Here is a 24785-nt window from a genome sequence, read left to right as displayed (position 1 = left end):
TCAGAAGGCTCCTCGGGATACATCATCCCAATAGGCGTAAACGATGCTGGCGGCGATGATGATGGGCAGGCCGCCCATATAGATCAGCCCCAGCGGCATATCCGCGATCCAGGGCGAATGCGGGGTGATCGCCCAATGAATCGGGGGCAGCAGCGCCAGGATCGCATCGAGGGCGAACCAGATCGGCACCAGGCGCGACCGCGGCCGCACGGTTTTCTGTGTCATTTCACTGCTCCCGCAAGAACGCTGTCCGAAACCGGCAGGCCCGCCGCATCGCCGTCGGTCGCGGCGAAAATCGCATTCACCCGCGCGCGTTCGGCAGCCTTCATGGGAATAAGATAGGCGGCGGCCACGTAGATGAGCAGGTTGACGGCGATGCCGACCGCACCCGAGGTCAGGCCGTAGGCCCAGGTCATGCTGCCCAGCCAGCCGAGTTGCAGGCAGACGGCGACGATGAAGCCCACCACCATGCCGGTAATGGCACCGGCCGCATTGCCGCGCTTCCAGAAGATGCCGAGATACAGCGGCACGGCGATCTGGATGATGCCCTGATAGGCGAGGATTGCCAGCTCAAACAGATGCGGCACGTGGTAGCAGGAAATCCAGGCCGAAATCACCGTCACCACCGCCATGCTGACCTTGGCGATGATCATCGAGCTTTTGTAGCCGAGCGGCTTGAAGCCACCCACGATATCGTTGGAAACCTGGGCGCCCATCGCCTGAATATTGCCGTCGACATTGCCCATGGTGGCGGCCAGCACGACGACGCCGGCCAGGCCCAGCAGCACCGGGCCGCCGGCCAGATGGGCGATGGTGAACCACATCATATCGGGATGGGCGGTAATCTCCGGCAGCGGGCTTGCCAGCAGGCCCAGCACGCCAAGGGCGAGCGCGAAAATCACCGACAGCGGCGCGCCGATGGCGCCGGCCTTCAGCACCGTCTTCACGCTGTCCGCCGTATAGAGGCGGATGAAGATGCTGGGCCAGCACCAGCCGCCGAGCGCGCCGGTGAAGAGAATGGCAAAGACGTAGAGCGGCCCTTGCGCCGATCCAAGACCGGGCAGGCCGAAATGCGCCGCGCTGACCGAGCCGAGCGTAATGCCCTTGCCCCAGACCAGCCAGGCGACCAGGCCAAGCAGCAGCAGCGTGCCGCCGATATAGGCGACGATGCCCTGGAACAGATCGGAAATGATGACCCCGCGCATGCCCATGCGGATGGTCCAGAACTGGCGGATGACCATCACCGCGACACCGATCAGCACCGCCGTCGTGAAACCCAGCTTGCCCAGCGACAATTGCTCGAACAGATCGCCGAGCGACTGGAAGCCCAGCACCAGCCAGGGCACGGAAGAGACGATGCCGATGACGGAGGTGATGACGGCGAGCCAGCGCGAGCGGAAGCGCAGCACCAGCAGATCGGGTTGCGTGCGCAGATCATAGGCCTTGCCCCAGAGCCAGACCCGCTGCGCCAGCAGATACATCAACACCACGGTCAGAAGCGAATAGATGGCGGAGTAAAAGCCGATGACGCCGGCCGAGGCGGCGAAGCCGGTGGCGGACAGAAAGGTCGCGCCGGGCCACCAGGTATTGAGGAAGGACATGGCCTGATAAACGGGGCCGAAAGACCGGCCGCCGACCGCATAATCCGTGAAGGACCGGTCGGATATATGCGCCCTTTGCAGAATAACGATGACTACGACACAAAATAAGGCAACCAAACCGAAAGTTATGATCATAGTTTGCGCATATCCGATCCAACCATCATTAATCGCTTAATTTTCAGACAATTTTTGGGATTGGTCAACGTCCTTAAAAGTCTCCGCATCGCGTCTTGAGCATCCCCACCTCAGCTTTAGAGGCGGATACGCGCTTTGCGTCCGCACTTTTGTTGCTCACTCAACTCACTGGCACCATGGGCGAATTTGGGGGTTATCTGGATTGGACTGAAACACCGTCATACCCGCGACAGCGGGTATTTTCTGCGTCAGGCGCCGTGACAGGGAGGAGATGCCCGTTTTCGCGGGCATGACGCGATTTGGCGAGATCGCCCCCTAATTCTGACAGCCTCGAAGACTGGCGGGAAAGCCGCCCGTGTAGCGAACCGATCCTGCTGCTGCGGGCCGGGCGATATCTACAACGGAGCGGTCATTGGAGCGGGAACAGCGTTCCCGAAACGCAGGTCGCAACACGTTTTTGCAAAACGCGGCGATCAGGATGCAAAATTTTGGGACGATGGGGTTTGCAGGATATTGAAAAGAATGGTCGGAGCGGCGGGATTCGAACCCACGACCCCCAGTCCCCCAGACTGATGCGCTACCAGACTGCGCTACGCTCCGCCATACAGCCGCCGGCGCCGATGGCGCTGCGGATGCGCCCCTGTAGCAGCGCCCGCCCGGCTTCGCAACCTGGACGTCACAGATTATCGCCGGATGTCAGGCATGACGGGCCGGAGGCTTGCGCCGCGCCCCGGTTGGCGGGCCACCCTGACCCACCTAGCATCCGGCCCGATGGACGAGGCTGAGGACCGCGATGAACAGACAGCAACGCCGCAGCGTGGGGCAGCAGCAGGCCCCTGCCCGGATCGCCCCCGCCCAGGTGGCCCTGGCCGAGGCCATCCGCCTGCATCAGGCCGGCCAGCTAGACGCCGCCGTGCCGCGCTACCGGCGCAGCCTGGCTTTGGCGCCGGACCAGCCCGACGCGCTGCAAAACCTGGCCGGCGCGCTGAATGATCTCGGCCGCCCGGCGGAGGCGCTTGCCCTGCTGGATCGCGCGCTGGCGCTGCGCCCGCTCTACCCCATCGCCCATTTCACGCGCGGCAATGCGCTCTGGGCGCTGGGGCGGCCCGATGACGCCATCGCGGCCTATGGCGTCGCATTGACCCAGAAGCCGGATTTCGCGGCGGTCTTCGAGGCGCGCAGCCTGGTCCTGTCCGGGGAAGGCCGATTCGGGGATACTTTGGCCGATGCCGAGGCTGCTTTGCGCCTCGCCCCGCGCGATCCCTATGCCCATAACGCGCGTGGCAATGCCCTGCGGGCGCTCGGTCGGCTGGAAGAGGCCATCTCCAGCTATAGCCGCGCCATCGCCCTGGCGCCCGATTATGCCGACGGGCAGTTCAACCGTGCCCAGACTTTGCTCGCCGCCGGGCGGCTGGACGAGGCCTGGAGCGGCTATGAATGGCGCTGGCAGACCCCGCAGATGATCGCCCAGCACCGGCGCTTCCGTGTTCCGCATTGGCAGGGCGAAGCTGCCGGCGCTGAGGCGGGGGCGGGTCTGAGGCTGCTGATCCATGCCGAGCAGGGGCTGGGCGACACGCTGCAATTCTGCCGCTACCTGCCCATGGTCGCGGCCCTGGGCTTCACCGTCATTCTGGAAGTGCCGCGCCCCCTCGCCCGCCTCTGCGGGACGCTGGACGGTGCGGCCGACATCGTGGTGCAGGGCGAGGCTTTGCCCGCTTTCGACCTGCATCTGCCGCTCATGAGCCTGCCCGGCCGGTTTCGCACCACGCTTGCCAGCATTCCGGCCCGCACGCCCTATCTTGCCGCCGATAGCGCCGCCGCCGGCCTTTGGCGCGCGCGGCTTGATGGATTTGGCAGAGGTTTGCGCGTCGGCCTGGCCTGGGCCGGCAACCCCAGCCCCGGCAACCCGGCGCGCGGGGCGATGGACCGGCGGCGCTCCATCGCCCCCGGTCGGCTTGCGCCCCTGTGGGACATTTCCGGCGTCACCTTTGTCAGTTTGCAGAAGGACGGGCCGCGCCTGCCCGACAGCCTGCCCGTCTTCGACGCCATGGATGAGATGGGGGATTTCGCGGATAGCGCTGCCCTGGTTTCCACGCTGGATCTGGTCATCGCGGTCGATAGCGCCGTCGCGCATCTGGCCGGGGCGCTCGGCAAGCCGGTCTGGCTGCTGGACCGCGCCGACCCGTGCTGGCGCTGGATGCTGGGGCGGCGGGACAGCCCCTGGTATCCCAGCCTTACCCTCTACCGGCAGGAAACGCCCGGCGATTGGGAGTCTATTCTGGCCGAAGTCCGCGCCGATCTGGCGCGCTTGGCTCTGCAAAGTAACAGGCCGGGCTAAAGCGGCAATCTGCCGCACCAGGGATAGTTGCGCGAGCTGCCTGTCGGCCTGGGCCTGAATCTGGCGCTGATGCGCCATGCCGGGCGTATCAGGAAAAGGCTGCGCCTTGCCACGGTCTGACATGAGGATTCCGGATTGTATGGAGGGGGTTTGCCTGCGTGATCAGTACCGCATCAGGCAAATTTTCTATACGATTTCGGAATGTATTTGTCGAGAATTTTGTTTTGTTATCGTTTTGTATTATGACGCTTTCGACCCGTCATCCCCGTGCTTGTCACGGGGATCTACCCGCCGTGGCACCCAAACAGCGTCGGGGCGCCGCAGCGGGTAGGTCCCCGGCATGAAGCCGGGGACGACGGATGAAGGAGAAGCGACGTCTATTCCACCGTCACCGATTTCGCGAGATTGCGCGGCTGATCGACATCCGTGCCTTTCAGCAGCGCCACCTTATAGGCCAGCATCTGCACGGCAATGGTATGCAGAATGGGGGCGACGAAAGGATCGCAGGTCGGCAGCACAACCGTCTCCGCCGCGATGCCGCACAGCTTCTCGGCGCCGGCCGCGTCGCTGAAGACAACAACCTGGCCGCCGCGCGCGGCGGCTTCCTGTAGATTGGAGGCCGTCTTCTCGAATAGCGGACCGGAGGGCGCGATGGCGACGACCGGCACATGCTTGTCGATCAGCGCGATCGGCCCATGCTTCATCTCACCCGCCGCATAGCCTTCGGCATGGATGTAGCTGATCTCCTTCAGCTTCAAGGCGCCTTCCAGCGCCACGGGGAAGCAGGAGCCTCGACCGAGATAGAGCACGTCGCGCGCTTCCGCGATGCGTTCCGCCACGCGGGCGATGGCGGCCGTGGTTTCTTCGGACAGGATCTCCGCCGCCTGGCCCGGCACTTCCATCAGCGCCTGGGTCAGCACCGCTTCGCGTGCCGCGTCCAGCGTGCCGCGCGCCCGCCCGGCAGCGAGCGCGAAACAGGCCAGCACCGTCAACTGGGCCGTGAAAGCCTTGGTGGAGGCGACGCCGATTTCCGGCCCTGCGAGCGTTTCCAGCACGGCATCGCTTTCCCGCGCCATGCTGCTTTCCGGCACATTGACGACGGAGAGCACATGCTGCCCCTCATCCTGCATATAGCGGAGCGCCGCGAGCGTATCGGCGGTCTCACCGGACTGGCTGACGAGCAGGCCCAGACCTTCCGAGGGCAGCGGCGGCGCGCGATAGCGGAATTCGCTGGCGACATCGGCATCCGTCGGCAGACGCGCAATCGTCTCCAGCCAGACGCGGCCGACGAGACCGGCATAGAAGGCCGAGCCGCAGGCGCTGATGGTCGCACGCGGCAGGGTGGCGAGATCGAAGGGCAGATCCCACAGAGCCACGCTGCGGCTGGAAGGGTCGATCATGCGGCTGAGCACGTCACCGATCACGACCGGATGCTCGTGCAGTTCCTTCTCCATGAAATGGCGATAATTGCCGCGACCGATGGCAGCCCCGGTCAGCCGGGTTTCCCGAATGGCGCGCTCGACGCGGGCGCCGTGCCGGTCGAAGAAGGTTGCGCCGTCACGGCGGATCACCGCCCAGTCGCCGTCTTCCAGATAGGCGATGCGGCGGGTCAGCGGGGCGAGCGCCAGCGCGTCGGAGCCGATGAACATCTCGCGCTCACCGAAGCCGATGGCGAGCGGCGCACCGTGGCGGGCGCCGATCATCAGGTCCGGGTGTCCGGCGAAGATCAACGCCAGGGCATAAGCGCCTTCCAGACGGGCCAATGCCGCGCCGGCTGCCTTTTCCGGGCTCATGCCCTGCTGCAAATAAAGATCCAGCAGCTGCGCCACGCATTCGGTATCGGTTTCGGTCGAGAATTCCTGCCCCGCCGCTTCCAGCTCGGCCCGCAGCGCCGCGTGGTTTTCGATGATGCCGTTATGCACGACCGAAACGCGGCTCGTTCCATGCGGGTGGGCATTGCCCTCCGTCGGCGCGCCATGGGTCGCCCAACGGGTGTGGCCGATGCCGACATTGCCGGCCAGCGGCAGGCGGGTCAGCACGCTGGCCAGATTGCCGAGCTTGCCTTCCGCGCGGCGGCGGTCGATGCGCCCGCTGTCCAGCGTCGCGATGCCGGCGCTGTCATAGCCGCGATATTCCAGGCGGCCGAGGGCTTCCAGGATCAGGGGCGCCGCCGGGCGTTCGCCCAGCATTCCGACGATACCGCACATGGGCGTCTAGCCTCCCGTCTTCTTCTTGGTCCAGGTCGAGCGGATCAGCGCGCCGCCGCCGCGGCGTTCGGCCTGCTTGGCGCGGCCGAAGGCCAGCGCGTCCGCCTCCACATCCTTGGTGATGGTGCTGCCGGCAGCGATGAAACTGCCGTCGCCCAAAGTCAGCGGTGCCACGAGGGTGGAATTGGAGCCGACGAAACTGCCCGCGCCGATGGTGGTGCGGTGTTTCAGATTGCCGTCGTAATTGCAGGTGATGGTGCCGGCACCGATATTGCTGGCCGCGCCGACGCTGGCATCACCGATATAGGCGAGGTGATTGGCCTTCGCGCCGTCACCCAGGGTGGTCGCCTTGAGTTCCACGAAATTGCCGACATGAGCGGCCTGCCCCACCACGGTGCCGGGGCGTAGCCGGGCATAGGGGCCGATACGCGCACCCTCACCCACCACGCAGCCTTCCAGATGGCTGAAGGCAAGAATTTCCGTGCCGGATTTGACGGTCACGCCCGGGCCGAAGACGACATGCGGCCCGACGATGACATCGGGTTCGATGACCGTATCGGCGGAAAAGAACACCGTCTCCGGCGCGGTCAGCGTCACGCCGCCATCCATCGCCGCCAAGCGCAGGCGGGATTGCAGCGTGGCTTCGGCCTCGGCCAGTTCGGCGCGCGAATTGACGCCGCGCAGTTCGGCCGGGTCAGCCTCGACGGCGACGACGCGCTTACCCTCGGCGACCGCCAGGGCCACGACATCGGTCAGGTAATATTCGACCTTGGCATTGTCGTTACGCACGGCCGCCAGCCAGCGCGCGAGGTCCGGCCCGCCGGCACAGAACACACCGGCATTGCAGAGACCCACGGCGCGCTCGGCCTCGGTCGCATCCGCCCATTCCACGATGCGGGTGACGTCGCCGGCGGCATCGGTGATGACGCGGCCGTATTTACCGGGCTCGGCCGGGCGCATGGCCAGCAGCGCCAGGCCATTGCCGGCGCGCGCGGCCTTCAGCCGGGCCAGCGTCTCCGCCGTGATCAGCGGGTTATCGGCATAAAGAATGGCGACATCGCCCTCCCCGAAATGGGGGGCCGCCTGAAGCGCGGCATGGCCGGTGCCCAAACGGTCCTGCTGCACGACGGTGGGATAGGGCGCTGCGGCCTTCGCCACCGCCTCCATCTCCGGCCCCGTCACGACGACGATGTCATCGAAGACCTGCTGTGCGGCGGTCAGCAGATGGCCCAGCATCGGGCGCGCAGCGATGGCATGGAGGCATTTGGGCAGGCTGGATTTCATGCGGGTGCCAAGCCCCGCGGCCAGGATCACGGCAGTGGTGGTGGCAGCGGTCGGCGTCGTCATCGTCATCCCTCGGTCCTGCCCTTGCGGTAGCGGCGGAAGGCCAGTCGTGTCAAAGGGTTCAGAGACAATTCTCGTATCGGAGTGCAACCTATGGCCAAGTGTCTGGTGCTGGATCTGGACGGCACGATCACCGACAGCCTGCCCGATATCGCGGGCGCGCTGAACCGCAGCCTGGCGCGTTACAGCCAGCCGCCGCTGGCGCTGGAACAGGTGCGGCCGATGGTGGGCGACGGGCTGGTGGTGCTGTATCAGCGCGGCTATGCCGCGCGCGGTCTGGTGCCTTCGGACGAGGATATGGCGCTGGGCCTCGCCGATTATACCGCGCATTCCACGGACGAAACCTATGCCTATCCCGGCGCTTTGGATGCCCTGAAGGCGCTCAAGTCCGCCGGCTGGCAATTGGCCGTCTGCACCAATAAGCCCGAGGAGCCGGCGCGCATTCTGCTGGACCATCTCGGCCTGCTGCCGCTGCTGGATGCGGTGGGCGGCGGCGACAGCTTTCCGGTGAAGAAGCCGGACCCGGACCATATCCGCCTGACGGTCAAAGCCGCCGGGGCCAGTCTGGATGAGGCGGTGATGATCGGCGACCACCATAATGATGTCGCGTCCGGCAAGGGCGCTGGCCTGCCGACCATCTTCGCGTCCTGGGGCTATGGCCCGGCCGAGGTCGGGCTGGAGGCCGATGCGGTGGCGAATAGCTTCGCCGATGTACCGGGGCTGTGTGAAAAGCTCAGGCCGTAAAAACCCTTTGACCGTCATCCGCGTGCTTGTCACGCGGATCTACCCGAGTGGGCGCCATGACGGCGTCTGGGCGCCGCAGCGGGTAGGTCCCCGGCATAAAGCCGGGGACGACGAGTGGAAGCCGCGGGTGACAGCTAAAGGGCTTACCCGCCCGCCTGGATCGCCGGACCGTGGCGATCCACCAGCGTGGCGCTGGCGGCATTGAGCCCAACGAGGTCCACCCGCGTGCCGTGCCGGCGCATCTTGGTCACCACCGTCTCCAGCGCGCCGACAGCGGTAATGTCCCACAGATGCGCGGCCGAAAGGTCGATCACCACGTTTCGGGCCATATCGCGCAGGTCGAACTGATCGGCGAACATGTCGGCGCTGGCGAAGAAGACCTGCCCGGCCACCGTATAGGTCCGCGTATCCGTCGCCTGATCATAGCGGCTGGTGACGCGCATCAGCCCCATGACCTTGAAGGCGAAAAAGACGCCGCTGAGCAGCACGCCCACCACCACGCCGGCCGCCAGGTCATGCGTCGCGACCGTCACCACAACGGTCGCCAGCATGACAATGCTGGAGACTTTGGGGTGCCGCACCACGTCCTTGAAGCTCGCCCAGTTGAAGGTGCTGACCGAGACCATGATCATGATGGCAACCAGCGCCGCCACCGGCACGCGCGCCACCCAGGGCCGCAGCAGCACCATCAGGATCAGAAGAAACAGGCCCGCCACCAGCGTGGACAGCCGCCCGCGCCCGCCATAGCGGATATTGCCGACTGTCTGGCCGATCATGCCGCAGCCGGCGATGCCGCCGAACAGACCCACCGCGATATTGGCGATGCCAAGGCCGGTACATTCCCGCGCTTTCGAACTCGTCGTGTCCGTCAGGTCATCCACCACCGTCGCCGTCATCATCGATTCCAGCAGGCCGACGACCGCCATGGCCAGCGCATAGGGGGCGATGATGCCGAGCGTCGCCCAGGTCAGCGGCACATGCGGCAGTACGAGATTGGGCAGCGAGGATGGCAGCTTGCCGAGATCGGCCACCGTATGCAGCGGCATCGGCACCAGGAAGCTGATGACCGTCAGCACCACGATGCAGATGAGCGGCGACGGAATCGCCTTCGAGACGCGCGGCAGCAGGTAGATGATGACGAGGCCGAGCGCGATCATGGCATAGGTATGCCAAGTGACGCCCAGCATCTGCGGCACCTGGGCCGAAAAGATGAGGATGGCCAGGGCATTGACGAAGCCGGTGCGGACCGAGCGGGAGACGAAGCGCATCAGCACGTCCAGCCGAGCCAAGCCGAAAATCACCTGAAAAGCGCCCGCCATCAGGGTCGCGGCCAGCAGGTAATCCAGCCCATGGGCGCGGACCAGGGCAGCCGCGACCAGAGCGACCGAGCCCGCCGCGCCGGAAATCATCGCCGGCCGGCCACCCGCGAAGGCAATGACGATGCCGATGACAAAGGAGGCATAGAGCCCGACTTCAGGGTCCACGCCCGCCACGAAGGAAAAGGCGATGACTTCGGGGATCAGCGCGAAAGTGCCGACCATGCCGGCCAGGATATCCCGGCGTATATCGCCGAGGGAGGTACCCCATTCGGCACGGTAGCGAGAAATAGATTGTGTGTTCATCGATTTATCTACAGTCAGCGCACGAGAGGCATCGTCTTGACGCGATGCGGATGGGTCGTGACGTTTGCTGTTGTCCGGCGGATTGGCGGCCGGAAGAGCCACCCGGAGTTTCACCGGGATCCTGACGAGTGACCCACCCCTAACAGACGAAAGACGCAGGGCGCAACATTTTCTCTGCCATGGCTGCTTGCCTGCCCGGCTTTGGCAAGCGTTGCCGGCCAGCCGGTGCCGCGTCAGGCTGCCCGGAAAGACCGTTTCGAGGATAAGAGCTTGACCAGCCTGAGACCCGCCACGCCTGCGGACATTCCCTTCATCATGGCCGTGGAGCGCCGGCCGGGGAATGAGGATGTCGTCGGCCGCTGGTCTGAAACGGAACATGCCGAGGCCATAGGTTCCCCCAACTACGCCTATTTCATCGGCGAGGACGATTCCGGCCAGCCGGTCGGCTTTTCCATGATCCAGGACCGGCAGGAGAAAAGCGGCAATCTGCTGTTCCGCCGCCTGGCCGTATCCGTCCCAGGCGGCGGCCATGGCCGCCGGATCTTCACCCAGACGCGGGACTGGGTCTTTCAGGAAACCCAGGCGCACCGGCTTTGGCTGGTCGTCTACCGGCACAATGTCACCGCGCAGACACTCTATTTTTCCTGTGGCTTCGTGCAGGAAGGCGTGGCGCGCGAAGCCCGCCTGCTGTCGGACGGCAGCCGGTCGGATGCGCTGATGCTGTCGCAACTGCGTCCGGAATGGATGCAGTCACATCGCTGAGCGATATGAGGCGAATGTGACAGCGGATAAGTGTTCGTGATGCGGGTGGACCGATCAGGCAGGGAGCAATAATTTCGGCCTCGGTGGTTTTGGGGTCAGAGGCACATCATGCATGATCGCCTTTATGTCGTCCGCTCGGGCGATACATTGTCCGGCATTGCCAGACGCTTCTATGGCCGCGCCAGCCTGTGGCCGCAGATTTTCGTCCATAACGCCATTCGCCGCCACGGCTCTCATGCGCTGCTGGCGGACCCGAACACGCTGCGCGTCGGCCAGCATTTGCGCATTCCACCCAGATCGGAAGCGCTATCTCTGCAACGCCATCCCGCGCAAAGAACCTTTCCGCGGATCGTTCATACGCGACGGGCGGCGCCGCACCTGCCTCTACCATCCCCAGCCGCGCCGCAAATCCCCACCCAGCAGCGCCCGGCGCGTGCAGCCCCCAGCTATTCACGGCCAAACACCAAACCCGCTGCCGCCGCGCCAGGCGATATCGACCTCGGCCGCACCCATTTCAATTCCTACGCCTATAAATACGAGCTTGAGCTGCTGCCGACCATCAAGGCCGAGACAGCGGATTATGAGTTCGAAACCAAATTCACCGGGCAGATCTATATCTGGATCGACAAGCAGATTACGGCCGGCAATATCATCAAGAACGGGATGGAGGCGCAGGCCAAGGCCCATGTCGACACAGTATTCGGGCAAATGATCAATAGCGGAAAGGTCGCCGTCGATTGGGAAAAGCGCCGCGTTACTTACGAAAATCTGATCACCATGAATGCCGTGGGCGCGCCGCCGAGCAATGTTTCCGTGGGCGTTGCCGTGGACAGCACCAACCCCAATCCGGCCTTGCGGGCGAAATTCATTTTCCCTGAACTGCACGGCCATCTGAAGCCGGATATTCTGTATTTCTCCCGTGACTATCAGGTGGTGGTCGACATACGCCGCAGAATCAAGCCGCCGCATCCGCCCAACACAGCGCCGCAACGGGTCACGGCACCGCAACAGGCTCTTGTCGCGACAGCGGCGGGCAGCGATGATCCCTGGTGGAAACGACCCAGCATTCTCTATACGGGGGCCGCCGTTCTTGTCCTGGCAACCGTCGCATCGAACGTCTTTACCTGTGGATTGGATGCCGAGGTCGATCCGGCAGCCGGCGCGGCTTCGCTGCGTCTGTTGCAGATGGCGCGCGGGCTGCAAATGGCCCGCGCCGTCGCGCATTAGAACAAAGCGCGCCGTCCGTTAGGGTTGCGACGGCAGCGACACGGTTTCATTCGGCGCGACCTTATAACTCTCCGGCCAAACGAAGAGATCATCCGGCTGCGGCCCATCCGTCCGCGCCGTCAGCCGGATATGCTGTGGCCCGTTCATGATATCAACCTCATCCATGGACAGCACGACACCATCCGCATCGATGCAGGCCTTACCGGGAGGATTGGAATCGCCCGCGTCATGGAACTGCCACAGCGTGCAGGCCTTGCCGTCCTGATCCGACGGGCCGAGTTTTTGATAGACGGCATCGCTTGGCAGAAGAACCGCGAAGGATGAATGCCCATCCAGCGCGATGGAACCATATTGTTGCAGGCGCGGCCAGACCATGGTGAACAGGCCCTTGCCGCTATAGCCCGGCGACAGCGATACGACCGAATAGCCAAGCGATTCGTCGGCGCCGCTGATCCGAATTTTTGTCCCATGTGCGATATGGATGATTTCGGTACTGCTCTTCCCCGGCGTTTGCCCGGTGATCTGATAGGTCAGCGCGCCCGTGATCTGCGGCACCATCGGCGGCGCATCTGGCGCGGCCCAGGCCGGCACAGTGCCGAGCAGCGCGGCCGCCAGAATGATCGCGGGCGTCGCGCCGAAGATCGTTGCGCTCTTTGCTGCCATGGTGCCGTTTCATCCCGTCAGACGGCCGGGATTATGCGATTGATCGCGCGCGCCGCGCTACCCTTGCACTGCGCCTTGATGGGCAGCATGAGGCAAATTGCCATCAACAAGTTGTTTGGCCGGCCGGATGGCGTCATCCGGCCGGCGGAACGCTATTTCAGCGCCTTGGCCGCCTTGGCGACGATCAGCACATCGGTATCGCCGTCCGGGGTGCTGACGCCCAGGCCGCCGACCACGACATTATGCACCGTCAGCGGATAGCCGCCGGGCAGCGGCGCCATATCCGGCACGGCCAGCAGATGCGTCTGCCCCTGCTTATTGACCTGATTCATGAAGTCGACCGTGGCACCCTGAAACTCGGCGGCGGCCTTGGCCTTCACCAGAGCCGAGCCGTTGCAATTGGTATAGGCGCCGGCCTCGCGTTCGAAAAAGATGTTGACGCCATCGGCATCGTCGATCGCGATGCAGCCCTTCAGGTGCCGGGCCGCCATATCCTGCTTCGCCGCCGCGACGACGGCGCTCATCTCAGCGTCATCCAGCACCGGCTGCATGGTCACCGCGAAAGACGGGCTGGGATGGAAGACGAAGACAGACACCGCAACCATCGCCGCTGCCGCCAAAAACTGTCGTTTCATACTGCAATTCCTATCATAGACGCTTGTCTCCACCGTGCCGGGGTCAAACCCGGCGACGACGCAGAACCAGAATGACGATGGCAAGCACGACCAGAACCGCGACGATGCCCGCCGCGATTTCCGCCCATCGCATCAGCACGCTGATTGCGGCCGGCGGTGTTACGTCATTGCGCAGATCGCTGACCTGCTGCACCGTTATCGGGTTGGCCGCATTGCCGAATGTCTTGCGCACGTAGTCAGTGACGGCGGCGACCTGCTCATCCGAAAATTCATCGCGGAAGGCTGGCATTGACGCGTCATTGAAGGCCGTGCCGCGCTTGACGCCGTTCAGAACGGCCAGCGCCAGATTATTGGGCGTGTCGGCGCCGGTGACCGAGTTGTGGTACAGGCTGGGCAAAACGCCACTGCCCTCCCCCGCGCCGCCCGTTCCATGGCAGGTTGAGCAGGCGGCGGTGAACAGAACCTCGCCCTCCGACGCGCCCTTGCCTTGCGTCGCGCGATAGCCCGTCAGGGCTTCGCCGCTGCCGACCGGGCCACCCATTGCGGAACGCCCGGCCGCGCCATCGGCCTGCCCATGCACCGTCTTCAGATACTCGGCCAGGGCCGTCAGGTCGGCGTCAGGCATATGGCTGGTGGAATTGACGATGACCTCCCCCATCGGGCCGGCCGCCTGGGCCTTGCCGGGCAGATTGCCGGTCTTGAGATAGGTCTTGATGTCATCGACGCTCCAGGTGCCGATGCCATGATCGGGGTCGGAGGTGATGTTATAGGCCGTCCAGCCGTCCACCGTCGCGCCGGCCAGGTATTTGCCGCTCTCGACGCCCATGGTCAGCCCACGCGGGCTGTGGCATTCCGCGCAATGTTCCAGCGCGTCGGCCACGTATTTGCCGCGCTCCGTCACGGGATCGATCGTCTCGGGATGGAAATTGAGCAGGTTCCAGCCGATCATGAGCGAGCGGATATTGTACGGAAACACCATCTCATTCGGCGTATTCTGCTGATGCACGGGCTTCAGCGAAAACAGATAGGCTTTGATCGCCGCCACATCACCGTCCGAAATCGCAGCGAAGGACGTATAGGGAAAGGCAGGATAGAGATGCTCGCCATTCTTGCCGATGCCCTGATGCAGGGCGCGCAGAAACTCCGCATCCGTCCAGGTGCCGATACCGGTGTCTTTGTCCGGCGTGATATTGGGACTGTAGATTGTGCCCATCGGCGTCTTGAACGGCAGACCGCCCGCGAAAGGCGTGCCGCCCGGCGCGGTGTGGCAGGCGACGCAGTCCCCCTCCGTCGTCAGCACCTTGCCGCGAACAATTTCACTCTGATCCTGAGCCAGAGCAGGCGCGGCTGATAGCGCTACCAAAGCAAGAGCGACTGAGATTTTCATCATCGAACGGCCCACCTCAAACCTCCTTGGCGAGGATAGCGGCCGCGCGCAGCGTCAGCGCCGCGCCCGTCAATGTCGGATTGACGGAGGAGGATGCCGGCAGCGTCTGCGTGCCCATGATGAACAGATTGCTGTGGTCCCAGCTTCGGCAATCCTTATCCACCACCGATGTCCTGGCATCATCGCCCATGATGCAGGTGCCCATCTGGTGATCCTGCGGCTGCCAGTCCGAGACGATGCTCAGCACAGTGCCGCCGAACAGGCGCTGGAAGGCCGGATAGGTCTCGTTGATGACCTTGGCCTGCGTGCGGGCTTCATATTCGCCGACCGAATAATAGACGTCGGGCTTGGGCAGGCCCAGCTTGTCCTTCTTGGGACTGAGCTTGATCCGGTTCACGGGATCAGGCAACTGCTCCAGATTGGTGTTAAAGTTCATCCAGCGCGCCGACATATGGCGAATCTGCTCGTCCAATTGCGGCTGCAACACGCCCTTGCCGAGAAGATAGCGCGCCACCGGCACATTGGGCGCCTCGTTGCCGACCTGATGCTTCAGCGAGGCATAATGGCTGCGCTGCGGCCCGTCGCGGTCATTCAAAATCGCATTCTGCTGCACCGGCCCGGTGCCGGGCCAAAGCGCATCCTTCGATGTCATGATGAGGTTGAAGCCCAGATGATCCATCAGGTTTCGCCCGACCTGATCGGAGGAATTGGCGACATCGGACATCAGCAAAATCTTCGGCGTTTCCAGCGCATGGGCCGCCATGACGAAAGCCTTCGCCGTCAGCTGGTGGGTTTCTCCTTCCGGCGTCAGGTAATGGACGGCGGTGATCTTGCCGCCCGGTCCCTTGTCGATCTTATAGACGACTGCGCCGGGAATGACCTTGGCACCCAGCTTTTCGGCGCGCGTCACGTGCCGGTCCCCGGAATATTGCGCGCCGATCGGGCAGATCGGCATGCAGTTATTATTGCCCACACAGGTCGGGCGTTCGGCATAGGGGCGCGAGGCGCGGCAGTTCGGCTCCTGAATCGTCCAATAGGACGCGCCGTCCAGCGTCTGCTGCATCGTCTTGTTCATATAGTTGAAGGTCTGCGCTTCCATCGGATAAGGCGTGGAGCGCGGCGGGAAGGTTTTGCCGCCATTCCGGCCGCTTTCGTCATAGGCCGAATTGCCGTTGACGCCGATTTCGCGCTCGGCATGGCCATAGAAAGGCTCGAGCTCTTCATAGGAAATGGGAAAGTCGCGGCCGACGCCGTAGGTCGATTTCAGCTTCATGTCATGCGGCAGAAAGCGCCATGTGGCCCCGCCCCAATGCCATGTCGTGCCGCCGACAAGCTTGAGGAAACCGGCGCCGAATTTCACCGGACCGGTATGCTGAATGTAATCGACCGAGCCTTGGCGGGGCGCGTAATCCAGATCCGGATAGGGCGCATTATAGTCCGTCACGTCGACGAGATTGCGGAATCGCTCGACGGTTTTCCAGCGTGGCACGCGCGGCCCCGCTTCCAGAAGAATGACCGATTTTCCCTGTAGGGCAAGGGTATAGGCGGTCAGTCCGCCCATGACGCCGGAACCGACGACGATAACGTCGGCATCATATTCTGCCATGATAGTCTCCCTGGCGAGGCTAAGCCTGCGTGAGCCGAAGGCTGCCGTAAAATTTCAGACGGACGGCCGCTCAGCCTTTTTCGATCTGCGCCGTCTGACGCGCCCAGTAATCCGGACCGCCGCGCGCATAGCTCGGGGTCACCATGATATCGCTGGTCGGTCCCCACATCAGCGCCTTCTCAAAGGCAACCGGCTGCCCGTGATCGACGTCATGCTCGACATGGCCGAGATACCAGGCGGCGGTCAGGCCAACGGCGGTCGCGCGCTGAACGGGGTCCTGCGCCAGTGCCGAGGCCGAGAAGGCCTCCGGAGTCGACAGGTTTTGCGTCTTCATCGCAGCGGCCAGAGATGCTGCACGCAGCAGGAAGCTCGGCTCTATCTCCATGAAAGCTGCGTGATAGGCCTGGGCCAGAAGCCGGTCGTCGGCGCGTGGGCCGATGACGGCTATGGATAGACGGTGCAGGCCGTCAGCGTCGATTGCGGAATCGCCAGTCTGCGACTGCGCGAATGCCATGCGTGTGGAAGCCAGGAACGGCACCGCGAGCGTCACCGATAGCACCGCTCGTCGCCCGATGCCCTCACCCATTGCCGGCTGATCCTTCGTCTTGCCCATAGTCACCTTCTCGATCATTGCCCACGACCCGGCAGGGCCGTGAATTCACCCTCGCAGAATGCCAACTGATATATTTGCGCAATGCGATGACAGGGACACAGGCTTGTCATGCATAGGCGCGACTGCAGACCATCGCCCTTCAAGAAGAGCGTCCAAGCCGACAGATTTTTTTGGATTTTGTAGTCAGGGGCATGTAAGTTAGAAAATATAGTATGCGTTGTCACGCGCATGATCATCACTGACCAGGCGCGCAGGCACTTTACCGCTTCATGTCTCGCCGGTAATTAGCGCTATCAACAATGCGCATTTCGATTTTGACAAACAATGGATAGCTTCAGCCTTCTGAGACTGATCATCGCTGTCGATGATCAGCGCAGCCTTGTCCGCGCGGCGCGGGCTTTATCCATATCGCCCTCCACCGCCACGCTCAGCCTACAGCGTCTGGAAGACCAGATCGGCGGGCGCCTCGTCAACCGATCGACACGGCGGCTGACCTTTACGCCGGAAGGCGAGCAGTTCGTCGCCAATGCCCGCCGCATCCTGGATGACCTCGCCGACGCCATGGAGGCGGTGAATGATACCGGACCGTTGCGAGGTCAGATCAAGCTTTCCGCGACCCATGATTTCGGCCGCAACCGGCTGACACCCCTGATCGACGATTTCATCCGGGACAACCCGCAGGTAAACGTATCGCTTTATCTGTCGGACGGCGTCGTTGATCTGGCTAAAGGCGGCTTTGACTTTGCCATCCGCATCAGCGGCAGCAGCCATATGGCCGGCCGGCCCGGCGTCAGGCTGCTGCGCCGTGGCACGCGCCGGGTCTGCGCCGCCCCCGCCTATTGGGACAGCCGGGGCCGCCCGCAGCATCCGCGTGACCTGGCCCATCATAATTGCCTGTTCCTGACGCGGCCGGAATTCTCCGAATCCTCCTGGACCTTCATCGAGCAGGACCACCCCTTTCATGTCCGCGTCTCCGGCAACCGGACAGCCAATGACGGCAGCGCCATCCGCGCCTGGAGCGTCGCCGGGGCCGGTGTCATCCTGAACGCGAGTTTCGACGTGGCGGACGATATCGACGCCGGACGGCTGGAGCCGGTGCTGGATGACTTCACACGCAACGACGTCAATCTCTATGCCGTGCAGGCGCATGAAGGGCCTGCCTCCCGCCGCGTCCGCGCCCTGATCGATCATCTGGACCGTGAAATCTAACGCCTGTCAGGTTTTTGAGTGAAACCTCGTCATTCCCGCGAAAGCGGGAATCGTCTGACGGGGCGGCGTTACGAAAAGAAGATGCCCGCCGGCGCGGGCATGACGGTTGATGGCGATTTTATCCGAGCCCCCGCTGGCCCTGAAGCCCCGGCCGGACCGCCCGAAAACGTGAACGCCCGCCTTGGTTTCGCCATGCGGCGGTGGCTTTGCCGCCATCAGCGGCACCCAGAGTCCGATCCATGAGAACGGGAGTTTTCTCCATGCGATTGTTTCTTTCCACCCTCGCCGCCGGCGCCTTCTCGCTGGCTTTGCCAATGGTCGCGGCCCATGCCGCACCGATGGGCGGTATGGACCGCCATGCCGCGCCCGCGCTGGTTCAGCAGGCCGACTGGAACGGCTATCACCAGGAATGGCGCCATGATGACCGCCACGAATGGCGCGGCGATTATGAGCATCACTGGCACCGCCATTGGGACCGCCCGCCGCCGCCGCCCTACGGCTATTACGCGCCGCCCCCGCCTCCGCCGCCCCAGGGCTATGTCTACGGCTATAGCTACGGCTACTGATTGATCGTGCTGGGGGGAGTGGCCTTGCCGCTCCCCTCCTTTGCTCTACCGGGCGCTTGCGGGCCGGCGCGCGGGGCGGCAAAAGGCCAATATGCACGCGCTCACGCTCCATAACAGCCTTACCCGCCGGGAAGAGGCCTTCCGCCCGCTCATCCCCGAGCATATCCGCCTCTATTGCTGCGGGCCGACGGTCTATGACCGGGCGCATCTGGGCAATGCCCGGCCGGTCGTCGTCTTCGACGTGCTGGCCCGGCTGCTGCGCGAGCTGTTTCCTCGTGTCACCTATGTCCGCAATATCACGGATATCGACGACAAGATCATGATCCGCGCGGCCGAGCGCGGCGTTTCCATCGCTGAGATCACCGAGCAGACGACAGCCGATTTCCACGCCGACATGGCGGAACTGGGCGCTTTGCCGCCGGATATCGAGCCGCGCGCCACCGATAACATTCCGCAGATGATCGATATCATCGAGCGGCTGATCGCGGGCGGCCATGCCTATGCGGCCGAAGGTCATGTTCTGTTCGCGGTCGCAAGCGACCCGCGTTACGGCCATCTGTCCGGCCGCAGCCAGGACGAGCTGATCGCCGGGGCGCGGGTGGAAGTGGCCCCCTACAAGCGCGACGCCGGGGATTTCGTGCTGTGGAAGCCTTCCACCGGCGATATGCCGGGCTGGGACAGCCCCTGGGGTTACGGCCGGCCGGGCTGGCATATTGAATGCTCGGCCATGTCCTGGCGCTATCTGGGCGAGGATTTCGACATTCATGGCGGCGGCGGCGACCTGATCTTTCCGCATCATGAAAACGAAATGGCCCAAAGCTGCTGCGCCTTCCCCGGCAGCCATTTCGCCCGCACCTGGATGCATAACGGCATGCTGCTGGTGAACGGCGAGAAGATGTCCAAGTCCTTGGGCAATTTCCGCACCGTGCGTGACGTGCTGGGCATCGCCCCCGGCGAGGCCGTGCGCTTCCTGCTGCTCCGCTCCCACTACCGGGCCTCGGTCGATTTCACCGAGACGGGATTGGTGGAGGCCCGGAAGGAGCTGGACCGCTTCTACCGCGCGCTATCCCGCCATGCGCCCAGCTTCGCCGAGGAGCCGAACGCGCCGGTGCCGGCCGAAGTGATGGAGGCCCTGTGCAATGACCTGAACACGCCGGCCGCCATCGCGGCGCTGCACAACCTCGCCGACCGCGCCATGGCGGGCGACGCGCTGGCCGCTGCCGGGCTGCATGCCGCCGGGCGCGTGCTGGGCATTCTCCAGGCCGATCCGCAGGCCTGGTTCCAGGGCGGCATCGATGCCGCCGGGGTGGAACAGGCGATTGCCGATCGCCTCGCCGCGCGGAAGGCCAAGGACTTCGCCAAGGCAGACGCCATTCGTGCCGAATTGCTGGCGCAGGGCATTCTGCTGGAAGACGGACCGGGCGGCACCACCTGGCGCCGGGCGGATGCGGCCCAATGACCGGCCGCGACGCGGGGGCCGATATCGGCCCCATTGGCAATAGCCCGGTCGTCATCCTGGTGCGCCCGCAACTGGCCGACAATATCGGCTCGGTCGCGCGCTGCATGGCCAATGGCGGGCTGTTTCATCTGCGCCTGGTCGCCCCGCGCGACGGCTGGCCGCAGGAACGCGCCTGGCGGATGGCATCGGGCGCCGACCGCATTCTGGAAGCGGCCGAGGTTTTCGAGACGGTCGCCGAGGCGGTGGCCGATCTGCATCATGTTGCCGCCACCTGCCCGCGCCCGCGCCATATCATCAAGCCGATCCTGACGGCGCGTGGGGCTGCCGCCGAATTGCGCGCCGCCACCGTCACCGGCCTGCGCACCGGCATTCTGTTCGGCCCGGAACGCGCGGGTCTGGAGAATGACGACATGGCCCATGCCGATATGCTGGTGCGCTATCCTCTCAACCCCGCCTTCATGTCCCTCAACCTCGCGCAAGCCGTGATGGTGATGGCCTATGAATGGTGGATGGCCGATGAACCGTCATCCCCGCGCGAGTTGATGACGAATGAGACCCGGGTCGCGACCAAGGGCGAGCTGGAGAATTTCCTTGGCCATCTGGTGCGCGAGCTGGACGATTGCGGTTTCCTGCGCAACGAACAGAAGCGCCCCGGCATGGTGCGCAATGTCCGCCATCTGTTCCAGCGCGGCGAAGTGACCGAGCAGGAATTGCGCACGCTGCACGGCATGATCACCGAACTGTCGCGTGGACGGCACGCCAAGCGCGGCACCTGACCGGGTGCCTGCGCGCATTGCCTTGCGCCTGCCATACAAATCCAGGCAAGCGCGTGACGTGATGCTGATTGCCTTTGAGCGATTCTGACAGAAATTGCTGCGTTTGGCTGAATAATTCGCAAGCACAATCGTCATCATCGTTGGACAAAATATCCTATTGACTAAGACCGATTGCCAATCGACAGTATTCGGTATGGCTACGTCATATTCTCATAGAATAAAAGATAGTTCTTCTGATAGGTGCGCTTACTGCACAACTCCCCCGACACTGCAAACCCGCCATGAATGACGGCATCTAGCCACACGCCATCCGCAACCAAGAAGGGCGATCGTGATGGGTATTCGCGATAGGAACGGCCTCCCCTATGACCCTTTAAAACCCCGCATACAGGTTGCGCTCGTTGACGATTTTCTGCTGACCAGAGAGGCCTTGATCGAGGCGATTGCGGTTGCCGATGGGTCCATCGATTGTCTGCCGTTCAGCACGCCGGCCGAATGCGCACGGCATCTGTCTTGGAAGTTTGACGCCATCGTCTATTACTATCGGGAATGCCGAGACGGCAATCTTGACGATATCGCCGCGCTGCGGATGTCCTTTCCGAAAACGCCCGTCGTCGTGCTGTGCCATATCGATATGCACAAGCTCGGCGTTTTAAAAGCCGCCGTCGGACGGGCTGATTTGAATTGCACGGTCTTGCGGCCGCGCACCATGGCTGATTTGCTGAAAAGTCTGCCACGGCCGCAGACAGTGCTGATCGCGACCAACCAGAATTTTCCAAAGTGAAGCTGCACGCTCCGCTTTTCAGGTTTTCATTCAAACAGCGTCATGCCGCGCCTAGTTGGCCAAGCGCGGCATGAGGCTGAGAGAAGACGCACGTGCAGCCAGATTGCTCACACGCCTTCGATGAAAAAGGTCCGCGAGACCGACCCGGCATGACGCAGTTTCGCGACCTCCTGATAGGCCGGACTGTCGTACCAGGCGCGGGCCGCCGCCATATCCGCGAATTCCAGGATGACCGCGCCTTCGACAGGCTCACCCTCCACCTGATCCAGCGCACCATAGAAGGCGATCGGCTTCATGCTGTGGCCGGCAAGCGTACCGCCAGCCTTGGCACCATACTCCGCGAGGGCCGCGGCATCTGTGGTCTTTTCGCGGATCATGACGAAATAAGCAGACATGGCTCTGTTCCTTTTACGTGGGAAAGTCGGTAGACACCGCAACACTGCGCCAATCGGCGATCATCGCCGCGTCGGACGCATGTTTGGCTTCGATGGCGGCCACCGTATCACTGCCGAGCGGCAGGCGCACGGGCGGGTTGGGCGCATCGGCGAAGGCGATCAGCACATCGGCCAGCCTGGACGGATCCCCCGGCTGATTATGGTTCAATCCGGTCGCGACCTGACGCACGCGGCCGGCCGTCGCCTCATAATCCGCGATCACGGTCGGACTGACCGAGAGCGAGGCGGCATCCAGAAAGTCCGTGCGGAAATAGCCCGGCTCCACCACCGTGACATGAATGCCGAGCGGCGCCAATTCATCATGCAGCGCCTCCGACAGGCCTTCGACCGCGAATTTGGTCGCGCAATAGACGCCGAAACCCGCCGCACTGCGATAGCCACCGATTGATGAAATATTGAGGACGCGGCCGGTCTTGGCCTGACGCATATGCGGCAGCACGGCGCGGGTGACGTTCAAAAGCCCGAAGACATTGGTGCGGAACTGCGCTTCCACCTCAGCACCCGACGCCTCCTCCACCGCACCCATCAGGCCGAAACCGGCATTGTTGAGCAGGACGTCGATCCGGCCGAAGCGATCGACGGCCGCCTGCACCGCGACCTTTGCCTGGTCCTCATTGGTAATGTCCAAAGCCACCGCCAGCAGATTGGGGTGGGTGCCGAAGCGATCGGCAATGGCCTTGGGATTGCGGGCGGTGGCGATGACCGCATCGCCCTTGGCGAGCGCACGTTCCGTGATCAGGGCGCCGAAACCGCGTGACGCGCCGGTGATGAACCAGGTTTTCATAGCTTGTCCCTCGATGATCCCCGGCCCATTGCCGGGTGCGAGAGCGTTTTGCGCTCTTTCGATTGCTCCTATTAGCGCTATAGTTCTCCTCACAATCTTGAGTGAAGTTCAGTAATGCGCACGACCGATCTGTCCGAGCTGGCCGCTTTTGACGCTGTCGCCCGGCATTGCAGCTTTCGCCGGGCCAGCGAGGAGCGTGGCGTCACGGCCTCCGCCATCAGCCATGCCGTCTCCAATCTGGAAGCCCGGCTTGGTATCCGCCTGCTGAACCGCACCACGCGCAGCGTGTCGTTGACGGATGCCGGGTCGCAGCTGCTCGCCCATCTGTCGCCCGCCTTCGCCGATATCGGCACGGCGCTGGACACGCTGAACCAGTTCCGCGACACGCCCTTCGGCCGCGTGCGCATGACGGTGCCGAACTCCATCGCGCCCTTCGTGCTCGGTCCGGTGATCGGCCCGCTGATGACGCAAAACCCCAATCTGGAACTCGAAATCGTCGCGACCGATGCTTTGGTCGATATCGTGGCGGAAGGCTTCGATGCCGGCATTCGCCTGGGCGAAAGCCTGCGCGACGGCATGACGGCCGTGCGCATCAAGCCGCGCCTGTCCTTCACCGTCGTCGGCTCACCCGCCTATTTCGCGCGACGGCCCATCCCCCTGACGCCCCCGGACCTGCGGGGCCATGTCTGCATTCGCAATATGCATCCCAGCGGCATTGCCTATCCCTGGTCCTTCGGACGGGACGGCCAGCAGATCGACTTCGAGCCGACCGGCCCCATAACCTTGCATGACCATGAGCTGATGATCGAGACGGCCCTGTCCGGCATCGCGCTGGCCTATGTCTGGGCGGATCGGGCGCGGCCCTATATCGGCAGCGGCCGGCTGGTGGATTGCCTGACGGACTGGATTGAGCCGGAAAGCCCGCTTTACCTTTACTATCCGTCGCGAAAATATGTCTCCGCTGGCCTTCGTGCCGTGATCGACATCTTGCGCGCGACACCCGCCCCCTAAACCGTCACTGCGCCATGCCTACTGACAACAGTGTGTCGTCAAATCATGCCGCCATTGGCGCGGATGGTCTGGCCGCTGATCCAGCCGCTGTCGGGGCTGGCCAGAAAGGCGACGACCTGGGCGATGTCGTCCGGTTGGCCCAGGCGGCCGAAGGGATTCATGCCGGCGATGGCCTTCAACTGCGCCTCGGCCTTGCCCTCCAGAAACAGCTGCGTCTCCACCGGTCCAGGCGCCACGACATTGGCGGTGATGCCGCGCTTGGCCACTTCCTTGGCCAGGATATGTGTCATGGCTTCGACTGCCGCCTTGGTTCCGGCATAGACGCCATAGCCGGGCTGATAGAGGCCGACGACGCTGGAGGAAAAGCTGATGATGCGCCCGCCGTCGCGCAGGCGCTTGGCGCCTTCGCGCATCCCCCGGAAGACACCGCCGAGATTCAGTGCCAGTTGCGTATCGAAATCCGCGTCCGTTACCTCGGCAATAGCGCCAAGCTTCATCATCCCGGCATTGTTCACCAGGATATCGACGCCGCCGAAAGCCTGTTCGGCCGCGTCGAACAGCGTGGTGACGCCCTCCGCTGCCCCCAGATCGGCCTGGGCACTAATGGTCCGGCCCCCGGCCGCCGCGATGGCAGCCACCACCTGCTCAGCCTCATCCCGGCCGCGACTGTAATTCACGACCACCGAGATACCGTGCTGCGCCAGACGCCGGGATATGGCGGCGCCAATGCCTTTGGAGCCGCCGGTTACGATTGCCACGCGTTGTGAGTCGGTCATCGACTGTCTCCTGCTCTTGCTGAGACTGGATATAGCCCTCGCCCACAGGCGGATAATGCCAGGCATCTTGGCAAGACTGTT

General features: G+C 63.7%; 23 protein-coding genes, 1 tRNA gene and 1 other annotated feature. Of the genes, 10 read left to right on the top strand and 14 right to left on the bottom strand.

The genetic code is table 11. From position 1 onward, the window contains the following. From ASILVAE211_RS12190 to ASILVAE211_RS12180, 3 genes are all read right to left on the bottom strand, one after another. Entirely contained in the window at positions 1-225 is a 225-nt protein-coding gene (locus ASILVAE211_RS12190; RefSeq protein WP_227321580.1) for a hypothetical protein, read from the bottom strand. Then, positions 222-1736 carry a sodium:solute symporter family protein gene (locus ASILVAE211_RS12185; protein ID WP_227321579.1) on the bottom strand — a complete coding sequence of 505 codons (1515 nt, stop codon included), beginning with the start codon at positions 1734-1736 and terminating at the stop codon, positions 222-224. The genes ASILVAE211_RS12190 and ASILVAE211_RS12185 overlap by 4 nt, the downstream gene beginning before the upstream one ends. Before the next feature lie 523 nt (positions 1737-2259). Next, positions 2260-2336, bottom strand: a tRNA-Pro gene (locus tag ASILVAE211_RS12180). 193 nt (positions 2337-2529) lie between these two features. Here ASILVAE211_RS12180 and ASILVAE211_RS12175 point away from each other — a divergent pair. Then, positions 2530-4074 carry a tetratricopeptide repeat protein gene (locus ASILVAE211_RS12175; RefSeq protein WP_227321578.1) on the top strand — a complete coding sequence of 515 codons (1545 nt, stop codon included), beginning with the start codon at positions 2530-2532 and terminating at the stop codon, positions 4072-4074. A 377-nt stretch (positions 4075-4451) separates the two neighbouring features. On the opposite strand, the gene glmS is transcribed toward ASILVAE211_RS12175, so the two are convergent. Beyond that, positions 4452-6281 carry a glutamine--fructose-6-phosphate transaminase (isomerizing) gene (gene glmS / locus ASILVAE211_RS12170; protein ID WP_227321577.1) on the bottom strand — a complete coding sequence of 610 codons (1830 nt, stop codon included), beginning with the start codon at positions 6279-6281 and terminating at the stop codon, positions 4452-4454. Positions 6282-6287: 6 nt separating this feature from the next. Next, positions 6288-7634 (bottom strand): bifunctional UDP-N-acetylglucosamine diphosphorylase/glucosamine-1-phosphate N-acetyltransferase GlmU, encoded by a 1347-nt coding sequence (gene glmU / locus ASILVAE211_RS12165; RefSeq protein WP_227321576.1) that lies wholly within the window; start codon positions 7632-7634, stop codon positions 6288-6290. An 84-nt stretch (positions 7635-7718) separates the two neighbouring features. Here glmU and ASILVAE211_RS12160 point away from each other — a divergent pair, with 84 nt between their 5' ends. After that, entirely contained in the window at positions 7719-8369 is a 651-nt protein-coding gene (locus ASILVAE211_RS12160) for an HAD-IA family hydrolase (RefSeq protein WP_227321575.1), read from the top strand. 143 nt (positions 8370-8512) lie between these two features. Here ASILVAE211_RS12160 and ASILVAE211_RS12155 read toward each other — a convergent pair whose 3' ends face one another. Further along, on the bottom strand, positions 8513-9991 hold the full coding sequence (locus ASILVAE211_RS12155) for a SulP family inorganic anion transporter (protein WP_227321574.1): 1479 nt from the start codon (positions 9989-9991) through the stop codon (positions 8513-8515). A gap of 68 nt (positions 9992-10059) precedes the next feature. Then, positions 10060-10116, bottom strand: a sequence feature (sul1 is cis-regulatory element that is thought to sense ions involved in sulfur or methionine metabolism; They are found in Alphaproteobacteria). Between the two features lie 145 nt (positions 10117-10261). Between ASILVAE211_RS12155 and ASILVAE211_RS12150 the strand changes: the two genes are divergently transcribed. Further along, positions 10262-10753 carry a GNAT family N-acetyltransferase gene (locus ASILVAE211_RS12150; protein WP_227321573.1) on the top strand — a complete coding sequence of 164 codons (492 nt, stop codon included), beginning with the start codon at positions 10262-10264 and terminating at the stop codon, positions 10751-10753. A gap of 108 nt (positions 10754-10861) precedes the next feature. After that, complete coding sequence (locus tag ASILVAE211_RS12145) at positions 10862-11980, top strand: LysM peptidoglycan-binding domain-containing protein (RefSeq protein ID WP_227321572.1); 1119 nt, start codon at positions 10862-10864, stop codon at positions 11978-11980. An 18-nt stretch (positions 11981-11998) separates the two neighbouring features. Here the strand turns inward: ASILVAE211_RS12145 and ASILVAE211_RS12140 are convergent, their stop codons facing one another. The 5 genes from ASILVAE211_RS12140 to ASILVAE211_RS12120 all read right to left on the bottom strand — a co-directional run bounded on the left by ASILVAE211_RS12140 (position 11999) and on the right by ASILVAE211_RS12120 (position 16884). Continuing rightward, positions 11999-12643, bottom strand: coding sequence for a hypothetical protein (locus tag ASILVAE211_RS12140; protein ID WP_227321571.1), 645 nt, complete (start codon positions 12641-12643; stop codon positions 11999-12001). A gap of 152 nt (positions 12644-12795) precedes the next feature. Next, positions 12796-13278, bottom strand: a complete 483-nt coding sequence (locus tag ASILVAE211_RS12135; RefSeq protein WP_227321570.1) for a GlcG/HbpS family heme-binding protein — start codon at positions 13276-13278, stop codon at positions 12796-12798. Positions 13279-13321: 43 nt separating this feature from the next. Beyond that, positions 13322-14668, bottom strand: coding sequence for a cytochrome c (locus ASILVAE211_RS12130; protein WP_227321569.1), 1347 nt, complete (start codon positions 14666-14668; stop codon positions 13322-13324). Positions 14669-14681: 13 nt separating this feature from the next. Beyond that, positions 14682-16271 carry a GMC family oxidoreductase gene (locus ASILVAE211_RS12125; protein ID WP_227321568.1) on the bottom strand — a complete coding sequence of 530 codons (1590 nt, stop codon included), beginning with the start codon at positions 16269-16271 and terminating at the stop codon, positions 14682-14684. 70 nt (positions 16272-16341) lie between these two features. Next, positions 16342-16884, bottom strand: a complete 543-nt coding sequence (locus ASILVAE211_RS12120) for a sorbitol dehydrogenase family protein (RefSeq protein ID WP_227321567.1) — start codon at positions 16882-16884, stop codon at positions 16342-16344. Between the two features lie 324 nt (positions 16885-17208). On the opposite strand from ASILVAE211_RS12120, the gene ASILVAE211_RS12115 reads away from it, so the two are divergent. From ASILVAE211_RS12115 to ASILVAE211_RS12095, 5 genes are all read left to right on the top strand, one after another. Further along, on the top strand, positions 17209-18093 hold the full coding sequence (locus tag ASILVAE211_RS12115) for a LysR family transcriptional regulator (RefSeq protein ID WP_227321566.1): 885 nt from the start codon (positions 17209-17211) through the stop codon (positions 18091-18093). Positions 18094-18353: 260 nt separating this feature from the next. After that, positions 18354-18659 carry a hypothetical protein gene (locus ASILVAE211_RS12110; protein WP_227321565.1) on the top strand — a complete coding sequence of 102 codons (306 nt, stop codon included), beginning with the start codon at positions 18354-18356 and terminating at the stop codon, positions 18657-18659. Positions 18660-18750: 91 nt separating this feature from the next. Next, positions 18751-20118 (top strand): cysteine--tRNA ligase, encoded by a 1368-nt coding sequence (cysS, locus tag ASILVAE211_RS12105; protein ID WP_227321564.1) that lies wholly within the window; start codon positions 18751-18753, stop codon positions 20116-20118. After that, entirely contained in the window at positions 20115-20894 is a 780-nt protein-coding gene (locus ASILVAE211_RS12100) for an RNA methyltransferase (protein WP_227321563.1), read from the top strand. Before cysS ends, ASILVAE211_RS12100 begins: the two co-directional genes overlap by 4 nt. A gap of 334 nt (positions 20895-21228) precedes the next feature. Then, positions 21229-21678, top strand: a complete 450-nt coding sequence (locus tag ASILVAE211_RS12095; RefSeq protein ID WP_227321562.1) for a hypothetical protein — start codon at positions 21229-21231, stop codon at positions 21676-21678. A gap of 107 nt (positions 21679-21785) precedes the next feature. Here the strand turns inward: ASILVAE211_RS12095 and ASILVAE211_RS12090 are convergent, their stop codons facing one another. Then, the gene (locus ASILVAE211_RS12090) at positions 21786-22073 is read right to left on the bottom strand and encodes a DUF1330 domain-containing protein (protein ID WP_227321561.1); all 288 of its coding nucleotides are present in this window, start codon (positions 22071-22073) and stop codon (positions 21786-21788) included. Between the two features lie 13 nt (positions 22074-22086). Next, positions 22087-22917 carry an oxidoreductase gene (locus ASILVAE211_RS12085; protein ID WP_227321560.1) on the bottom strand — a complete coding sequence of 277 codons (831 nt, stop codon included), beginning with the start codon at positions 22915-22917 and terminating at the stop codon, positions 22087-22089. 114 nt (positions 22918-23031) lie between these two features. Between ASILVAE211_RS12085 and ASILVAE211_RS12080 the strand changes: the two genes are divergently transcribed. Beyond that, positions 23032-23928 (top strand): LysR family transcriptional regulator, encoded by an 897-nt coding sequence (locus ASILVAE211_RS12080; protein ID WP_227321559.1) that lies wholly within the window; start codon positions 23032-23034, stop codon positions 23926-23928. A gap of 38 nt (positions 23929-23966) precedes the next feature. On the opposite strand, the gene ASILVAE211_RS12075 is transcribed toward ASILVAE211_RS12080, so the two are convergent. Beyond that, positions 23967-24704, bottom strand: a complete 738-nt coding sequence (locus ASILVAE211_RS12075) for an SDR family oxidoreductase (protein ID WP_227321558.1) — start codon at positions 24702-24704, stop codon at positions 23967-23969. Positions 24705-24785 lie beyond the last annotated feature (81 nt).

This window comes from Acidisoma silvae (assembly GCF_020618775.1).
Classification (GTDB): Bacteria; Pseudomonadota; Alphaproteobacteria; order Acetobacterales; family Acetobacteraceae; genus Acidisoma; species Acidisoma silvae.
This window is presented reverse-complemented; position numbering and strand designations above follow the sequence as displayed.

Coding starts and splice junctions, on each gene's coding strand:
- ASILVAE211_RS12135 (WP_227321570.1), bottom strand. CDS start 13,278: ATGAAACGACAGTTTTTGGCGGCAGCGGCGATGGTTGCGGTGTCTGTC.
- ASILVAE211_RS12160 (WP_227321575.1), top strand. CDS start 7,719: ATGGCCAAGTGTCTGGTGCTGGATCTGGACGGCACGATCACCGACAGC.
- ASILVAE211_RS12175 (WP_227321578.1), top strand. CDS start 2,530: ATGAACAGACAGCAACGCCGCAGCGTGGGGCAGCAGCAGGCCCCTGCC.
- ASILVAE211_RS12125 (WP_227321568.1), bottom strand. CDS start 16,271: ATGGCAGAATATGATGCCGACGTTATCGTCGTCGGTTCCGGCGTCATG.
- ASILVAE211_RS12075 (WP_227321558.1), bottom strand. CDS start 24,704: ATGACCGACTCACAACGCGTGGCAATCGTAACCGGCGGCTCCAAAGGC.
- ASILVAE211_RS12110 (WP_227321565.1), top strand. CDS start 18,354: ATGCGATTGTTTCTTTCCACCCTCGCCGCCGGCGCCTTCTCGCTGGCT.
- ASILVAE211_RS12190 (WP_227321580.1), bottom strand. CDS start 225: ATGACACAGAAAACCGTGCGGCCGCGGTCGCGCCTGGTGCCGATCTGG.
- ASILVAE211_RS12120 (WP_227321567.1), bottom strand. CDS start 16,884: ATGGGCAAGACGAAGGATCAGCCGGCAATGGGTGAGGGCATCGGGCGA.
- ASILVAE211_RS12185 (WP_227321579.1), bottom strand. CDS start 1,736: ATGATCATAACTTTCGGTTTGGTTGCCTTATTTTGTGTCGTAGTCATC.
- ASILVAE211_RS12080 (WP_227321559.1), top strand. CDS start 23,032: ATGCGCACGACCGATCTGTCCGAGCTGGCCGCTTTTGACGCTGTCGCC.
- ASILVAE211_RS12100 (WP_227321563.1), top strand. CDS start 20,115: ATGACCGGCCGCGACGCGGGGGCCGATATCGGCCCCATTGGCAATAGC.
- ASILVAE211_RS12090 (WP_227321561.1), bottom strand. CDS start 22,073: ATGTCTGCTTATTTCGTCATGATCCGCGAAAAGACCACAGATGCCGCG.
- ASILVAE211_RS12130 (WP_227321569.1), bottom strand. CDS start 14,668: ATGATGAAAATCTCAGTCGCTCTTGCTTTGGTAGCGCTATCAGCCGCG.
- ASILVAE211_RS12145 (WP_227321572.1), top strand. CDS start 10,862: ATGCATGATCGCCTTTATGTCGTCCGCTCGGGCGATACATTGTCCGGC.
- glmU (WP_227321576.1), bottom strand. CDS start 7,634: ATGACGATGACGACGCCGACCGCTGCCACCACCACTGCCGTGATCCTG.
- ASILVAE211_RS12140 (WP_227321571.1), bottom strand. CDS start 12,643: ATGGCAGCAAAGAGCGCAACGATCTTCGGCGCGACGCCCGCGATCATT.
- cysS (WP_227321564.1), top strand. CDS start 18,751: ATGCACGCGCTCACGCTCCATAACAGCCTTACCCGCCGGGAAGAGGCC.
- ASILVAE211_RS12085 (WP_227321560.1), bottom strand. CDS start 22,917: ATGAAAACCTGGTTCATCACCGGCGCGTCACGCGGTTTCGGCGCCCTG.
- ASILVAE211_RS12115 (WP_227321566.1), top strand. CDS start 17,209: ATGGATAGCTTCAGCCTTCTGAGACTGATCATCGCTGTCGATGATCAG.
- ASILVAE211_RS12095 (WP_227321562.1), top strand. CDS start 21,229: ATGGGTATTCGCGATAGGAACGGCCTCCCCTATGACCCTTTAAAACCC.
- ASILVAE211_RS12155 (WP_227321574.1), bottom strand. CDS start 9,991: ATGAACACACAATCTATTTCTCGCTACCGTGCCGAATGGGGTACCTCC.
- glmS (WP_227321577.1), bottom strand. CDS start 6,281: ATGTGCGGTATCGTCGGAATGCTGGGCGAACGCCCGGCGGCGCCCCTG.